The sequence below is a fragment of the Micromonospora sp. NBC_00421 genome (genome assembly GCF_036017915.1).
Taxonomy (GTDB): Bacteria; Actinomycetota; Actinomycetes; order Mycobacteriales; family Micromonosporaceae; genus Micromonospora.
Genome location: NZ_CP107929.1, coordinates 391,933 through 406,726 on the forward strand (window position 1 = coordinate 391,933; position 14,794 = coordinate 406,726).

Annotated in this window: 10 protein-coding genes; 6 read left to right on the forward strand and 4 right to left on the reverse strand. The window is 74.0% G+C overall.

Features of this window, described 5'->3' with window-relative positions:
* Positions 1 to 1,800, reverse strand: a complete 1,800-nt coding sequence (locus OHQ87_RS01745) for an AMP-dependent synthetase/ligase (protein WP_328344285.1) — start codon at positions 1,798 to 1,800, stop codon at positions 1 to 3.
* Between the two features lie 168 nt (positions 1,801 to 1,968).
* Here OHQ87_RS01745 and OHQ87_RS01750 point away from each other — a divergent pair, with 168 nt between their 5' ends.
* The 6 genes from OHQ87_RS01750 to OHQ87_RS01775 all read left to right on the forward strand — a co-directional run bounded on the left by OHQ87_RS01750 (position 1,969) and on the right by OHQ87_RS01775 (position 7,338).
* The gene (locus OHQ87_RS01750; RefSeq protein WP_328344287.1) at positions 1,969 to 2,421 is read left to right on the forward strand and encodes an SRPBCC family protein; all 453 of its coding nucleotides are present in this window, start codon (positions 1,969 to 1,971) and stop codon (positions 2,419 to 2,421) included.
* 37 nt (positions 2,422 to 2,458) lie between these two features.
* On the forward strand, positions 2,459 to 3,142 hold the full coding sequence (locus OHQ87_RS01755; RefSeq protein ID WP_328344289.1) for a hypothetical protein: 684 nt from the start codon (positions 2,459 to 2,461) through the stop codon (positions 3,140 to 3,142).
* A gap of 73 nt (positions 3,143 to 3,215) precedes the next feature.
* A complete protein-coding gene (locus tag OHQ87_RS01760; protein ID WP_328344291.1) occupies positions 3,216 to 4,163 on the forward strand; it encodes an ROK family glucokinase in 948 nt (315 codons plus the stop codon).
* Between the two features lie 89 nt (positions 4,164 to 4,252).
* Complete coding sequence (locus OHQ87_RS01765; RefSeq protein WP_328348710.1) at positions 4,253 to 4,939, forward strand: endonuclease/exonuclease/phosphatase family protein; 687 nt, start codon at positions 4,253 to 4,255, stop codon at positions 4,937 to 4,939.
* 168 nt (positions 4,940 to 5,107) lie between these two features.
* A complete protein-coding gene (locus OHQ87_RS01770) occupies positions 5,108 to 6,514 on the forward strand; it encodes a flavin-containing monooxygenase (RefSeq protein ID WP_328344293.1) in 1,407 nt (468 codons plus the stop codon).
* Entirely contained in the window at positions 6,511 to 7,338 is an 828-nt protein-coding gene (locus OHQ87_RS01775) for an alpha/beta hydrolase (protein ID WP_328344295.1), read from the forward strand. The genes OHQ87_RS01770 and OHQ87_RS01775 overlap by 4 nt, the downstream gene beginning before the upstream one ends.
* A 10-nt stretch (positions 7,339 to 7,348) precedes the next feature.
* On the opposite strand, the gene OHQ87_RS01780 is transcribed toward OHQ87_RS01775, so the two are convergent.
* From OHQ87_RS01780 to OHQ87_RS01790, 3 genes are all read right to left on the reverse strand, one after another.
* The gene (locus tag OHQ87_RS01780; RefSeq protein ID WP_328344297.1) at positions 7,349 to 8,767 is read right to left on the reverse strand and encodes an alpha,alpha-trehalose-phosphate synthase (UDP-forming); all 1,419 of its coding nucleotides are present in this window, start codon (positions 8,765 to 8,767) and stop codon (positions 7,349 to 7,351) included.
* A 196-nt stretch (positions 8,768 to 8,963) separates the two neighbouring features.
* On the reverse strand, positions 8,964 to 9,812 hold the full coding sequence (locus OHQ87_RS01785; RefSeq protein WP_328344299.1) for a DUF308 domain-containing protein: 849 nt from the start codon (positions 9,810 to 9,812) through the stop codon (positions 8,964 to 8,966).
* Between the two features lie 1,294 nt (positions 9,813 to 11,106).
* The gene (locus OHQ87_RS01790; RefSeq protein WP_328348711.1) at positions 11,107 to 14,682 is read right to left on the reverse strand and encodes an ATP-binding protein; all 3,576 of its coding nucleotides are present in this window, start codon (positions 14,680 to 14,682) and stop codon (positions 11,107 to 11,109) included.
* Positions 14,683 to 14,794: the final 112 nt, after the last annotated feature.

Below are 14,794 nucleotides of genomic sequence, written 5' to 3' on the forward strand. Positions count from 1 at the left end.
TCAGCCTTGGTAGATGTCCGCGATCTCGGCCGCGTACGTCTTGTGCACGACCTGCCGTTTGACCTTGAGGGAGGGGGTCAACTCGCCTGTCGCCTCGGTGAAGTCGTGCGGCAGGATGCGGAACACCTTGATCGCCTCGGCCTTGGAGACGGCCAGGTTGGCGGTGTCCACCGCGCCCTGGATCTCGGCCCGCAGCCCGTCGTGGGTAAGCAGCTGGTCGACCGGGGTGTCAGCGGGCAGCCCGTGCCCGGCCAGCCACTTCGGCAGCGCCTCCTCGTCGATGGTGACCAGGGCGGCGATGAACGGCTGCCGGTCGCCGACCACCACGCACTGGCTGACCAGCGGGTGCGACCGGACCTGGTCCTCCAGCACGGCCGGGGCGACGTTCTTGCCGGCGGCCGTCACGATGATCTCCTTCTTGCGGCCGGTGATGCTGAGGAACCCGTCGTCGTCGAGGTGCCCCAGGTCGCCGGTGCGGAACCAGCCGTCGGCGAGCGCCTCGGCGGTGGCCGCGTCGTTCTTCCAGTAGCCCTGGAAGATCAGGTCGCCGGCGATCAGGATCTCGCCGTCGTCGGCGATCCGGATGGTCACGCCGGGCAGTGGTCGGCCGACGGTGCCGATCTTGGTGCCGGTGGGCAGGTTGGCCGCGGCGGCGGGGGAGGTCTCGGTGAGGCCGTACCCCTCGCAGATGGTCACCCCGATGCCCCGGAAGAAGTGCCCGAGCCGGGCGCCGAGCGGCGCGCCGCCGGAGATCGCATCCCGGCAGCGGCCACCGAGGGCGGCCCGGAGCTTGCGGTAGACCAGCCTGTCGAAGACGGCGTGCTGGGCGCGCAGCGCCAGCCCCGGACCCTGCGGGGTCTCCTGCGCCTCGCTCCAGGCGATGGCGACCTTCTCTGCCCGGTCGAAGATCGCGCCCTTGCCGTCGGCCTCGGCCTTCTGCCGGGCGCCGTTGTAGACCTTCTCGAAGACCCGGGGTACGGAGAGCACGAAGGTGGGCCGGAACTCCTGGAGCTCGGCGACCAGGTCCCGGGTGTCGGCGCAGTGCGCCATGGTGGTCCGCGCCTGCACCACCCCGATCTGGATGAGCCGGGCGAAGGCGTGCGCCAGCGGGAGGAACAGCAGGGTCGAGGCCCCCGGGCGGAACAGGTTCGGCAGCACCGGCACCGCGTTGGCGATGTCGGCGTACATGTTGCGGTGGGTCAGCACGCAGCCCTTGGGGCGGCCGGTGGTGCCGCTGGTGTAGATGATCGTGGCGACGTCGGCGGCGCGGACCGAGGTGCGCCGGCGCTCGATCTCGTCCCGGTCGACCGACGTGCCGCCGGCGACGATCTCGTCCACCCCGCCCAGCTCGATCTGCCACACCTCGCGCAGCTCGGGCAGCCGGTCCCGGATCCCGGCGACCAGGGTGGCGTGGCTGTTGGTCTCCACCACCACCGCGACCGCGCCGGAGTCGGCGAGGATCCAGGCGGCCTGTTCGGCGCTGGAGGTCTCGTAGATCGGCACGGTGACCGCGCCGGCGGCCCAGATGGCGTAGTCGAGCAGGGTCCACTCGTACCGGGTGCGGCTCATCAGGGCGACCCGGTCGCCGGGGTTGATCCCCGCGCCGGCCAGGCCCCGGGCGACCGCGACCACCTCGTCGCGGAACTGCCGGCAGGTGACGTCGACCCCGGCGCGGCCCTCGGCGGCGGGCCGGACGAACTGCACCGCGTCCGGTGCGGCCTCGGCGTTGTCCCAGACCGGGTCGGTCAGGCTTGCCGCGTCGCCGATGCTGACGATCGGCGGAACGGAGAACTCGCGCACCTGCACTCCCTCGTGCTCGCACTGGCCGGGCCGACCACGGACCGGCATTGTCGAAACCTACCCGCCCACCCCGGCGGATGCGCCAGGCAGGTTGCCCGCCCACCGGCCCGGACCGCCCTTCGGGGGTGGAGCGGGGCGTCCGCCGGCTGCGGCGGGTAGCCTCCCCCCATGGCGGACTCCTCCACCCAGTCGATCATCATCGGCGCGTCACCGGACCGGGTGGCCGCAGTCATCTGCGACTTCGCGAGCTACCCGGAGTGGACCGAGGCGGTGCGTCGGACCGAGGTCGTCGAGGAGTACGAGGACGGCTACGCCAGCCAGGTCCGGTTCACCATCGACGCCGGGGTGATGGCCGACGAGTACGTGTTGGCCTACGAGTACGCCGAGGACCTGTCCCGGGTCGAGTGGCACCTGGTGGCGCCGTCGAAGATGCAGAAGGCCCAGCGCGGCTCGTACGACCTGGCCGGCAACCCGGACGGCACCTGCACGGTGACCTACACCCTGGAGGTCGAGCTGTCGGTGGGCATGCTCGGCATGTTCCGCCGCAAGGCCGAGAAAATGATCATGGATACGGCGTTGAAGCAGCTCAAGCACCGGGTAGAAGCAACCGGTGCGGCGTAGCGGCGCGGCGGCCGGCGACACGACGGAGGAGCCGACCATGGGCGCAACGGAACCGGGTTCGGCCCGGGAGGAAGCGGAACGGCTGGTCGCCACGCTGCTCGCGACGGCCAGACTGGCGTCCGCAGGCACCGGCCCGGGGGCGGGACCGTGGGGTCCGCTCGGTGGGATCGTCTCGGGTGTCCTCGGTCACAGTGCCGGTCCGTCCCGCCCGACCGGCGGCGCCCACCGGGTCGACGGTTTCGGCACCGCATCGCCCGAGTGCTGCATCTGTCCGGTCTGCCGGGCTATCGCCGCGTTGCGTGACCCGAGTCCGGAGTTCGCCGAGCGGCTCGCGACCGGTGCGGGAGATCTGGCAGCCGGCGTCGCCAGCCTGATGCGTGCGTTCGGTACGCCCGGAGGTGGGGAAGCATCCCACGCGACGCCCGCTGACGCCAGCGCGACGACCGGCGGGGACGGACCTTCCGATTCCGACGCCGATCATGTGTGGCGCGAGGCCACCCGTACCGGGCATGATTCTGCGTCGGCGCCGGAGCGGGACGTCTGGTCCGCCGCCACCCGGGCGGAGGACGCGGCCGCACCGACCGTCGCCGCACCGCCCGTCGACGACGCCGGGCCGGCCGCGCCGGCCCAGCAGGTCCGGCCCACGGCCGACGGCCCCGTGGTGCCCGCCTCGCGAGCGCCGGGCGGCGCGGGCGGGGACGCACCAGGCGACGGGGCCTGACCACCGGACATCCCGGCGGCGTACGGCCGGATCGGCCGATGTCGGGACGCACATGCAGAGGGGAGTGGCCGCGGTGACGCTGACCATCGGAGTCGACGTCGGTGGCACGAAGGTGGCCGGCGGTGTCGTGGACGACACCGGCAGGGTGCTCGTGCAGGCCCGGCGGGACACCCCCGCGGACGACGTCGGCAAGACCCGCGACGTCATCATCGAGCTGGTCACCGAGCTGGCCACCGGCCACCAGGTCGACGCGGTGGGGATCGGCGCGGCCGGCTGGATCGACGCCTCCCGCTCCACCGTGCTCTTCGCCCCGAACCTGGCCTGGCGCGACGAGCCGCTGCGCGACTACGTCAGCACCGCCACCGGGCTGCCGGTGATCGTGGAGAACGACGGCAACGTGGCGGCGTGGGCCGAGTTCCGGCACGGCGCGGCCCGGGACGCCGACGACTCCATGGTCATGTTCACCATCGGCACCGGGGTCGGCGGCGGCATCGTGCTCGGCGGTGAGCTGGTCCGCGGCGCCCACGGCATCGCCGCCGAGCTGGGCCACATGCTCACCGTCCCCGACGGCCACCAGTGCGGTTGCGGCCGGCTCGGCTGCATCGAGCAGTACGCCAGCGGCAGCGCCCTGGTCCGGTTCGCCCGCGCCGGTGCCCGGCAGGAGCCGCAGCGCGCCACCGCCCTGCTGGAGCTGGCCGGCGGCGAGGCCGAGGCGATCACCGGCCCGATGGTCACCACCGCCGCGCAGGCCGGCGACCCGATCTCGGCCGAGGCGTTCGCCCAGATCGGCCGCTGGCTGGGCACCAGCCTCGCCGACATGGCCCAGATCCTCGACCCGCAGGTGCTTGTGGTCGGCGGTGGCGTGATCGACGCCGGCGACCTGCTGCTCGGCCCGACCCGGCGGTCCTTCACCGACGCGCTGGCCCAACGCAGCCGGCTCCCGGTGGCCGAGGTGCGCCCCGCCGAGCTGGGCAACAGCGCCGGCGTCATCGGCGCCGCCGACCTGGCCCGCCGCCGGTGAGCGCCGGATCGACGGCTCCCCGCCCGGCCGCTGCCGCATCCGCCGACACCGACGCGGGAACCCCGGGCCCGGCGGGCGACGGCAGGCGGGTGCCGCTGCGGGTGGTCTCGTACAACATCCACAGTCAGCGCGACGACACGGCGGCGCTGGCCAGCGTGGTCCGCGAGGCCGCCCCGGACGTGGTGATCGTGCAGGAGGCGCCGCGCCGGTTCCGGTGGCGGCAGAAGTCCGCCGCGCTGGCCGACTCGTTCGGGCTGGTGGTGGCCGCCGGTGGCCTGCCCTCGCTGGGCAACCTGCTGCTGACCAGCCTGCGGGTCCGGGTGACCGGGACGCACTGCCAGCGGTTCCCGCTCACCCCGGGCCGGCACCTGCGTGGCGCGGCGTACGCCCGTTGTGAGGTGGGCGGGGCCCGGTTCCTGCTGGCCGGCTCGCACCTGGCCACCGACCCGGTCGAACGCCCCGGCCAGGCCGCCCTGCTCAAGCGGGAACTGTCCGCCAGCGACCTGCCGGTGGTCTTCGGGGCCGACCTCAACGAGGGGCCGGACGGCCCGGCCTGGGGTACCGTCGCGGCCGGGTTGACCGACGCGGCGATCGCCGCCGACGCGGCGGACCGGCACACCTACTCGTGCGCCAACCCGCGTCGCCGCATCGACGCGCTCTTCGTCGACCCCCGGGTCGAGGTGGTCGGCTACGACGTGGTGGACACCCCGACGACCCGCCGGGCCAGCGACCACTTCCCGGTCCTGGTGGACCTGCTGCTACCGGCCGCCGGCTGAACCGTCGGCGAGGCACCGGCTCGCCGACCGGCATGCTCCGGTCGGCCCGCCGGGCCGGGTCCACGCCGACCCGCGACGGCCCCCGCGAGCCGGGCTGGACAACGGGCCGCGGGTCCGGGGAGGATGCCCGTCGAACCGGCGTACCTGGCCGCACAAAAGGAGATTCCGGTGCCCCCCTCCACCGAGCACGGCCGGCCCGATCCGGAGAGCAGCACGCTCGCCCCGAGCCGGGACGGCCGTCCGGTCTCCGACCGGGGCGACACGGTCTGCGTGATCGGTGCCGGGGCCAGCGGCCTCACCGCGGTCAAGAACCTCACCGAGCACGGCTTCGGCGTCGACTGCTACGAACGGGAGACCGGCGTCGGCGGCGGCTGGAACTGGCGGCACGACCGTAGCCCGGTGTACGCCAGCACCCACCTCATCTCGTCGCGGCCGTTCACCCAGTTCCCCGACTTCCCGATGCCGGACTCCTGGCCGGACTACCCGCACCACAGCCAGCTGCTGTCCTACTTCGAGCGGTACGCCGACCACTTCGACCTGCGCCGGCACATCTGGTTCGGCACCGAGGTGGTCCGGGTGGAGCCGGTCGACGGCGAGAGGTGGGACGTCACCACCCGCAGCACCGGCGGGTACGGCCCGGAACGCACCTCCCGGTACGCCGCCGTACTGGTCGCCAACGGGCACAACTGGTCGCCGAAACTGCCCCGCTACGAGGGGCTGGAGGAGTTCCGGGGCGAGATCATGCACGCCTCGTCCTACAAGGACCCGGCCCAGTTGCGCGGCAAGCGGGTGCTCGTGGTCGGGGCCGGCAACACCGGCTGTGACCTGGCGGTCGAGGCGGCCCAGCAGGCGTCCCGCTGCTGGCACTCCACCCGCCGCGGCTACTGGTACGCCCCGAAGTACGTCCTCGGTCGCCCCGCCGACCAGGTCAACGACGCGCTGCTGGCGCTGCGGGTGCCGCTGCGGCTGCGCCAGTGGCTCTACCACTGGACGCTGCGGCTCACCGTGGGCGACCTGACCCGGTTCGGGCTGCCGAAGCCGGACCACCGGGTCTACGAGACGCACCCGATCGCCAACAGCCAACTGGTCTACTACGTCGGCCACGGAGAGATCACCCCGGTGCCGGAGGTGGCCCGGTTCCACCCCGGCGGGGTGACCCTCACCGACGGCCGGGAGATCGACCCGGAGCTGGTCGTCTTCGCCACCGGCTACCTGCCCCGCTTCGAGTTCCTCGACCCGGGGATCCTCGGCGACGCCGACGGTTCCGGCCGACCCCGGCTCTGGCTGCACGCCTTCCCACCGGGTCACCCCACCCTGGCGGTGGCCGGGCTGTTGCAGCCCGACTCGGGGTTGTTCCCCCTGGCGCACTGGCAGACGGTGCTCTTCGCCCGGTCGCTGCGGCTGCGCCGGGACCGGCCGCAGCGGGCCGCCGCGTTCGCGTCCCGGGCGACGGCCGGCGCGGGCGAGCGGTACGCCGGGAAGGTCAAGGACAGCAGCCGGCACTGGTTCGAGGTGGGCCACGTCGACTACCTGCGCGCGGTGCAGCGCGCCCTCGACGAACTGGAGGGCAAGTGAGCGGCACGACCGACGAGCGGGTACGCATCGTCCGGGGTCGGGAGTGGGCCCGCCCGGTCCGCCCGGCCCGGCGCGAGGTGCTCAGCGCCACCCCGGAGCTGGAGGAGGGGCGTCCGCCGCTGCTCTTCGTACCCGGCTTCGGGCACGGGGCCTGGGCGTTCGCCGAGCACTGGCTGGAGCACGCCGCGACGAGGGGCTTCCCCGCGTACGCGGTGAGCCTGCGCGGGCACGGCGGCAGCGAACCGGCGCCGGGGGCGACACTGCGGGCGTACACCCATGATGTGGTCCAGGTGGCGGCGGAGCTGCCGCGGCAGGCGGTGCTGGTGGGGCACGGCGCCGGGGCGCTCGTGGTGTCGCACGCGTTGGCGCGGTACCCGGCCCGGGCGGCGGTGCTCGTCGCGCCGGTGCTCGGTGGCCCCGCCACGGCCGCCGCGGCGCTGCGCAGCAACCCGGCCGGTACGCTGCCCGCCCTGTTCGGTGGGGCGCTGCGGCTGCACCGTCGGCAGCTGTTCAGTCGGGAGTTGCCCGACGCGGACGCGCGCCGGCACCTGGCCCGGCTGGGCCGGGCCGGCCGGCGGGCACAGTGGCAGCTGCTCGCCGGCCGGGAGGCCGAGCCGGCGGTGGGTCGCCCGCCGGTGCTGGTGCTGGGCAGCCCCGACGACCGGGTCGTCCCGCCCGCCGCGCTGACCCGGGCCGCCCGCCGGTACGGTGCGGCCCCGCTGCTCTTCCCCGGCATGGGGCACGACCTGATGCTCGACACCCGCTGGCAGGAGCCGCTGGACGCGCTCCTCGACTGGCTGGTCAAGGAGCCGGGTAGGAGCTGACCCGGGTGGGTCAGCCGGTGCTGCTGAGCCGGGTGAGCAGGGAACCGGTGTCGTCCAGGGCGCTGAGATAGGAGCGGGCCCAGGCGCGGATGTCGTGCCGGTGCAGGTGGTCGCGCATCGCCCGCATCCGGTCGCCGGTGTCGGCCGGCCCGGCCCGCAGCGCCGACAACAGCCCCTGCTTGAGCCCCTCCAGGTCGTGCGGATTGACCAGGTACGCCTGCTCCAGCTCGGCCGCCGCGCCGGCGAACTCGCTGAGCAGCAACGCGCCGGTGTCGTCGACCCGGGCGGCCACGTACTCCTTGGCGACCAGGTTCATGCCGTCGCGCAGCGGGGTGACCGCCATGACGTCGGCGACCCGGTAGAGCGCCGCCAGCTCGGCCCGGTCGAAGGGCTGGGTGAGGTAGTGGATGGCCGGTTCGCCGACCCGTCCGAACTCGCCGTTGATCCGGCCGACCTCGCGTTCGATCCGCTCGCGCAGGATCTGGTACTGGCCGACGCGTTCCCGGCTCGGCATGGCGACCTGCACCAGCACCGTGTCCCGGACCTTGACGTCACCGCTGGCGAGCAGCTCGCTGTAGGCCTTCAGCCGCTGCTCGATGCCCTTGGTGTAGTCCATCCGGTCGAGGCTGAGGACGACCCGCTCGGGGTCGCCCAGGTCGTGCCGGAGCCGGCGGGCCCGCGCGGTCACGTCCGGCCGGCCGGCGAGCGCCGCCATCTCGGCGGTGTCGATCGCGACCGGGTACGCCCCGATCCGCACCACCCGGTCCTGCACGCCGATCCGCCTGTCGGTGGCCGGCAACCCGAGCACCTTGGTGGCCAGCTGGGCGAAGTTGTGCGCCGCCTGGGCCCGCTGGAAGCCGATCAGGTCGGCGCCGAGCATCCCGCGCAGCAACTCCGCCCGGCGGGGCAGCTGCATGAACAGCTCCGGGGGCGGGAACGGCACGTGGAGGAAGAAGCCGATCCGCAGGTCTGGGCGGAGCTCGCGGAGCAGGCCGGGGACCAGTTGCAGGTGGTAGTCCTGCACCCAGACCACCGCGCCCGGGTCGGCCACCTCGGCGGTCGCCTCGGCGAACCGCTGGTTGACCCGCTGGTACGCCTCCCACCAGCGACGGTGGTACTCGGGTTGCTCGACGGCGTCGTGGTAGAGCGGCCAGAGGGTGGCGTTGGCGAACCCCTCGTAGTGGTCGCGCAGGTCGTCGGCGGTGAGCGGGACGGTCTGCATGTGGACGCCGTCCACGTCGGGCAGCGCGGGCGCGGGCCCGGTGCCGCCGGCCCAGCCCACCCAGGTGGCGGGGGTCTGGCGGAGTAGTGGGTGCAGCGCGCTGACCAGCCCGCCGGGGCTGCGGCGCCACTCGCAGGCGCCGTCGGGCGCCACGCTGTCGTCGATGGGGAGCCGGTTGGCGACCACCACCAGGGAACTCTGTCGCATCTCGGGCATTCCGATCGGCAGTGGACCGACCACGCGAGCGAGGAACAACCGGGCGGTCGGTGAGGGAAGTGACCTACAACGGTATTCCTACTGACCGTAAGTTACACCGCTGTTACACCTGGCGTGGGGCCGGCGGCGTCCCGGTATGCGGGCAGGGGCCGGCGGTGGACGGGGGCCTGCGGGGGTGTGGGAGGGGTCAGACGACCGCGCCGTCGTCGGGGTCGTAGTCGTCGTCGTCACCGGGTCGTAGTCGCCAGATCAGGGTGACGAAGCCGGCGAGGATGCCGGTGAAGCCGAGCAGATTGACCACCGAGGCGTCCACCACCGGCAGCAACGACGGGTTGAGGAAGAGGACGAAGCCGACCACGATCCCCAGCACGCCGACCACCGCGTACTTCGAGATGCGGGGTAGCGGTGGTGGTGGGGGCGGGGTGTAGCCCTCCTCCGGATCGTCCGGCAGGTCGGCCCCGAAGGTGTCCAGGCCGTCCAGCAGCGACGGCTCGTCCTCCCGGCCCCGGGGGGTCACCGAGATGCCGGAGATGTCGGCCGCGTACGGCAGTCGTCGTACGTCGGTGGCGGTGGGACCGGTCGGTTCGTCGGCGCGGGTGGCCGGGCCACCCGCCCGGGCAGCCGGGTCGGTCGGCTCGTCGTCGTCGACGTCCTCGGAGGCGGGCCAGGGATTGCTGCCGGCCGTCGGGGCGGTGTGGAAGGCGGCGACGATCCGTTCCCACTCGGCATCGACGTCCGGCTCGGCGCGGTCCGGCTCCGGGGTCGCCTCGTCGGCGAGCTGGGTGAGGTAGTCGCGGGCGGTGGTCAGGTGTGAGCGGTCCACGTAGAGCCGGTCGACCGGCCGGGACGGCACGGTGGTCGTCCTGGTGATCGGGTTCAGATCGGCGGAGGGCTGGAGGTAGGCGGCGATCCCGCCCGCGGCGAGCACGTCGAGCAGGTGCTCACCGACGCGCGGATCGACGTCGCCCGCGACGGCGTACTCGCTCGCGTCGAGCCCGTTGTCCCGCCGTCCCCGGCGGGCGCCACCCGCTGACACCGGACATCCTCCTCCGCGCACCTCGCGGTGCGGTCGTGTCGGCGCCCCGTACGCCGTGCCCTGAATCGTGACACGTCGGCACCCGGTTCCGGGAGTGCGTTGTGGCGTGCCGCTCTGGGTTCGTCGTTCCCAGGGCCGGCAGGTGTCCCCGTAGCACCCGTCCCGGGGCGCCCCGGCCGTCTCCCGCATACCCTGCCCGGCCGGCCCGACGACGGGTCGACGGCGCCGGGCCGGGGCGGGAACTGTCGCCGTACCGCCTGGTGGCGTGCCTGATCGGCGTTCCGCCGCGCGGGTGGGGCCACCCGCTCCGCTGCGACGGACGCCCGGCCCTGCCCACCGGAGGGTCGGTGCCCCTCGACGGCGACGGCACCGCCGCTCCAGCCCGGCCCACCCCCGAGCGGGGTCTGCAAGAAGTAACATTCCTCGCTAACCGCCATACTCTACCCGCGATCGCCGCGATCGCCCCCGCCCGGCCTGTGTCTGGCCCGGCCTGTGTCTGGCCCGGCCTGTGTCTGGCCCGGCCTGTGTCTGGCCCGGCCTGTGTCTGGCCCCGCCCGGAGCAGGCTGGAACCCTGCGGGAGCGGGACCTGTCGCTGGTGCTGCTCGCGTCCTTTCGAGCTGATGACGTTGGCGATTCACACGACCGGCCCGCCCGTTACCTACCTGATCGTCGCCAACCGGGCCTTCGGCCGCCCGGCCAGGTACGACCGCCTGCCCGGGTCGTTTCGCCCTTCTCCGCCCTCGCGTCCGGCGTACCGGCACCGACCGATCAGCGCGGAAGGGGCGGAGGAACCGCGCGGGCTCCAGACGACCAGGGCGCGGACCGCAGGTGGACAGCGGGGTGAACAGCGGGGTGGACAGCGCGGGGCGGCGGCGGGGTGGACAGCGCGGGGCGGCGGCGGGGTGGACAGCGCGGGGTGGGCAGCGCGGGGCGGCGGCGGGGTGGACAGCGCGGGGTGGGCAGCGCGGGGCGGCGGCGGGGTGGACAGCGCGGGGTGGACGGCGCGGGCGTGAGCGGGGTTGGGGCGCTGGTGAATCGTTTACGTCATCAGCTCGAAAGGACGCGAACAGCACCCTTCAACCCTCGGCGATCCGCTCTCCGTGGGACGAGGTCGGCCTCAGCCTGCCGGCTCTCGGGTGTCGAACAGCGGTGTCGAAATCCGTAGCGTGCCGTTGTTCCGGCCGGTTGACCTCGGCGGGGCAGGGGTGGCCAGTCAGGGCAGGAGTCACATCCGCTGCTACCAGCCATCAGCCCATCACCTTCAGGGCAACCCGGCCAGCCTCACAGCCAGCCTCACAGCCAGGTCTGGTCGGTCGTCGCCGGGGCGGCCAGTCGGAGCAGACCGGGCATGCCGAAGCGGTCGGCGAAGCCGCGTACCCGGTCGAGGGCGACCGCCGCCTCGGCGGGGTCGGCCAGGATCAGCGCCGGCACCGACAGCGCGGTGGTCAGCATGTGGTCGGTGGTGTCGGTAATCCGCGCGTAGCTCGCCGCCGCCGTCCGGAACAGTCGGGTGGCGCGGTGGGCATCCCCGTCGGCCAGTGCCAGGGCGGCGTCGGCGACCTGCCCGGCGGCCTCCGCCCAGGGGGTCATCCGGGCAGACCGGTCGAGCAGGTCGTGGACCAGCCGGGCGGCTTCCGGGCCGAGCACCGCGGCGACGTGCCCCACCGCCGGCACCCACTCGGCGAACGGGATCATCCGGGTACGACGCCAGTCCTCGTCCAGCTCCACCAGCAGCCGCATCGCCTCGTCGGGTCGACCTCGGACGGCCCGGCAGAGCGCGGCGTGTGCCAACGTCGACCGCAGCACCCGGTGGAAACCGCTGCGCCGTGCGGCGACCAGCGCCTGGGCCACCAGGTCCTGACCACCCGCCCCGGCCTCGACCGCCCCGGCCTCGACCGCCCCGCCCTCGACCGCCCCGGCGTGGCCTGTGGCGGACGGGGTCGGCACCGGGCGGGACGCCCCGTCGGTCGGCGGGTCCCCGGCGCGCAGCGCCCGCATCCACCCCGAGACCGCCACGATGTGCAGGTCCCACTCGGCGGTCGGTCGGCGGGTCGACTCGGCGGCCATCTCCAGCGCCGCCACCCAGTCGCCGGCGTAGTACGCCCGCGCCCACTGGTCGGCGAAGCTGGTCGCCAGGCCGTGCCCACCGGCCAGGTCGAGCGAGCGCTGTTCGTCGACCAGCCGGGCCGACCGGGCCAGGTCGCCCTCCTCCTGGGCGGCCCAGGCCAGGTTCTGCACCGCCCGGCGTCGGCAGGCCAGCCGGTCCGCCCGGCACTGTTCGGCCACCTCGGCCAGCTCCGCGTACGCCTGCTGTTCGCCGGCCAGGTAGCGGGCCACCGCCAGGGTGATCCGGGCGTTGGCCCGTACCTCGGGAAGCACCAACTGCTCGGCCAGCTCGGCTGCGGAGCGGGCCGCCGCGCGGGCGGGATCGGTCTCGAAGTTGAGCATCCGGACCCGGGCCAGCTCCAACAACGCCTCCGCCTTGTCCTCGGACTCGGGCAGCTCGGCGTAGATCTCGTTGGCCCGGTCCAGGCAGCGCAGCGTCTCGGACCGGTCGGCCCGGCTCCAGGCGGCGGTGGCGAGCAGGGTCCAGGCGCGGGCCGCGCCGGCACGGTCCCCGGCGGCGGCCAGCCGGTCGACCAGCCCGGTCAACGTCTCGGTGCCCCCGTCGACCAGGAACGTGTCCCCGTCGCGGAACAGGGCCAGCTGGGCGGCGAACAACTCCAGGCCCGGGTCGGCCTTCCCGCCGACCGCGAGGGCCCGGTCGACAAGCGTCGCCGCGTTGTCCAGGGCGTGCAGCGCGCTGGCCCGTCGGGCGGCCCGGTGCAACGCGGTCCGGGCCGCCATCGCGTACGGGGCCGGGTCCAGCCCGACGGTCCGGGCGATCTCGTGGGCGGTCCAGCGGTGGTTGGCCAGCACCTCGGCCAGATCCTGCTGCCCGGCGTCGGCGCGCTGGGCCAACCAGTCGGCGGTGCGCTGGTGCCGCAGCACCCGTTCCGCCCGGGGTAGCCGTTGGTAACACACGTCGCGGACCAGGATGTGCCGGAACCGGTACTCCGGCTGACCGACCATCGTGGAGGTGGGCAGCTCGAAGACCATGTCCCGGCGCTGCAACCGGTCCAGTGCCCGCTCCACCCACTCCACCGTCCGACCCAGGGCGGTCGCCACCGGGCCCGGCCAGAACTGCACCCCGACCACGGCGGCGGTCTGGAGTACCGCCCGGTCGGCCGGGTCGAGCAGGTCGAGCCGGTTGGCGATGACCGCCTGGACGGTGCGCGGCATGTCGGAGCCGCCGGTCGGGTCGAACCGGGCGGCCGGGTCCAGCAGCCCGCCGTCCATCAGCATGCGGGCGTACTCCTGGGCGTACAGCGGGTTGCCGTCGGCGAACTCGATCAGTGGCGCCCGGGCCGCCGCCGGCAACGCGGCCTGGCCGAGCAGCAGGGAGTAGAGGGTGTCGATGTCCGCGTCGTGCATCGGCGGCACCGAGATCGACATCGCCCCGCTGATCGTGCCGGTCCAGGCCGGGTGCCGCTCCCGCAGCTCCGGCCGCGCGGTCGCCACCACCAGCAGCGGTACGCCCCGGGCCGCCGCGCCGAGCTGCTCGACGAAGGTCAGCATCGCCTGGTCGGCCCAGTGCATGTCCTCGAAGACCAGCACGGTCGGACCGTGCCCGGCGAGGGTGAGCAGGAACCGCCGCCAGGCCGCCTCGGTCTCGCCCTGGTTGAGTCGTTCCCCGGCCACCCCCAGCAGTGGCCCGAGCGCGCCGGCCAACCGCAGGGCGTGCGGATCGTCGAGCTGACCGAGCCGCTGGCGTAGCCGGTCGTGCAGCGGCTCCGGGTCGTCGGTGTCCGGCACCCCCAGCCAACCCTTGACGATGTCCGCCAGCGCGGCGTACGTGACGTTCTCGCCGAACGGTGGGCACTGCCCGACCAGCCAGGTGACCCGGTGGCCGGGCAGGTTGGCGGCGTGCCGGGACAGCTCGCGCAACAGCCGGCTCTTGCCCACCCCGGCCGGACCGAAGACGGTCACCAGCTGGGAGGTGCGCTCGTTGACGGTGCGGTGCAGGGCGCTGACCAGCAGGCCGCGCTCGTGCTCCCGGTCGACCATCGGGGTCAGCTCGGCGGCCTGCGGGTCGGTGCGCGGCCGGGCCCGTACGGCGAGCCAGATCCGGCTGACCGCCGAGCGTCCCCGGAGGGTGACCGACGGCCGGTCGACGTACTCCAACTCGTGTCGGGTGGCCGACCAGGTGCTCTCGTCGACGACCACCCCGCCGGTGGGGGCCAGCGCCTGCAACCGGGAGGCGGTGTTCACCACGTCACCGGTGACGAAGGCCTGGCCACCGTCGCGGGTGGCGGAGAGGTCCACCAGCGCCTCACCGGTGGCCACGCCGACCCGGAAGCCCAGCGGCGGTTGCGGCCCGGCGGTCTGCCGGGCCAGGCTGCGTTGCAGCTCCAGACCGGCCCGGACGCAACGCAGCGCGTCGTTGTCGGTGGCGACCGGGGCGCCGAAAAGGGCCATCACCGCGTCGCCGATGTATTTCTCCACCACCCCGCCGTACTGGTGGACCAGCTTGCGGACGGTGGCGAAGTACGCCTGCTGGAGGCTGCGCGCCTGCTCCGGGTCGGCCCGCTCGGCGTACGTGGTGAAGTCGACGATGTCGATGAAGAGCACGCTGACCTGGCGGCGGTCCTCCTGCACGGTGATCCCGCGGTCGCGCAGCGGCTGCCCGCAGTTGGTACAGAAGCTGGCCTCGGGGCTGTTGGCGTGCCCGCAGGAGGCACAGCCGAGCGTCAGCGCCTGTCCGCAGCCGCCGCAGAAGCGGTCGTCCGGTCCCGCCGCCCGGGAGCAGTGTCCACACTTGAGGTCGATGACGAACTCCGTACGTGAGGAGGTCCCAGTATCCCGCTGCGGCGGGCCAGTCGGGTACCCGACGTGCGGTCGGACCCTGCGGTTGGGCGGCCGCCACTAGTGTTCCTCACGA

Bases quoted from the DNA above. Each gene is read 5' to 3' on its own strand.
- OHQ87_RS01755 (WP_328344289.1), top strand. From the start codon at position 2,459: ATGGGCGCAACGGAACCGGGTTCGGCCCGGGAGGAAGCGGAACGGCTG.
- OHQ87_RS01780 (WP_328344297.1), bottom strand. From the start codon at position 8,767: ATGCGACAGAGTTCCCTGGTGGTGGTCGCCAACCGGCTCCCCATCGAC.
- OHQ87_RS01750 (WP_328344287.1), top strand. From the start codon at position 1,969: ATGGCGGACTCCTCCACCCAGTCGATCATCATCGGCGCGTCACCGGAC.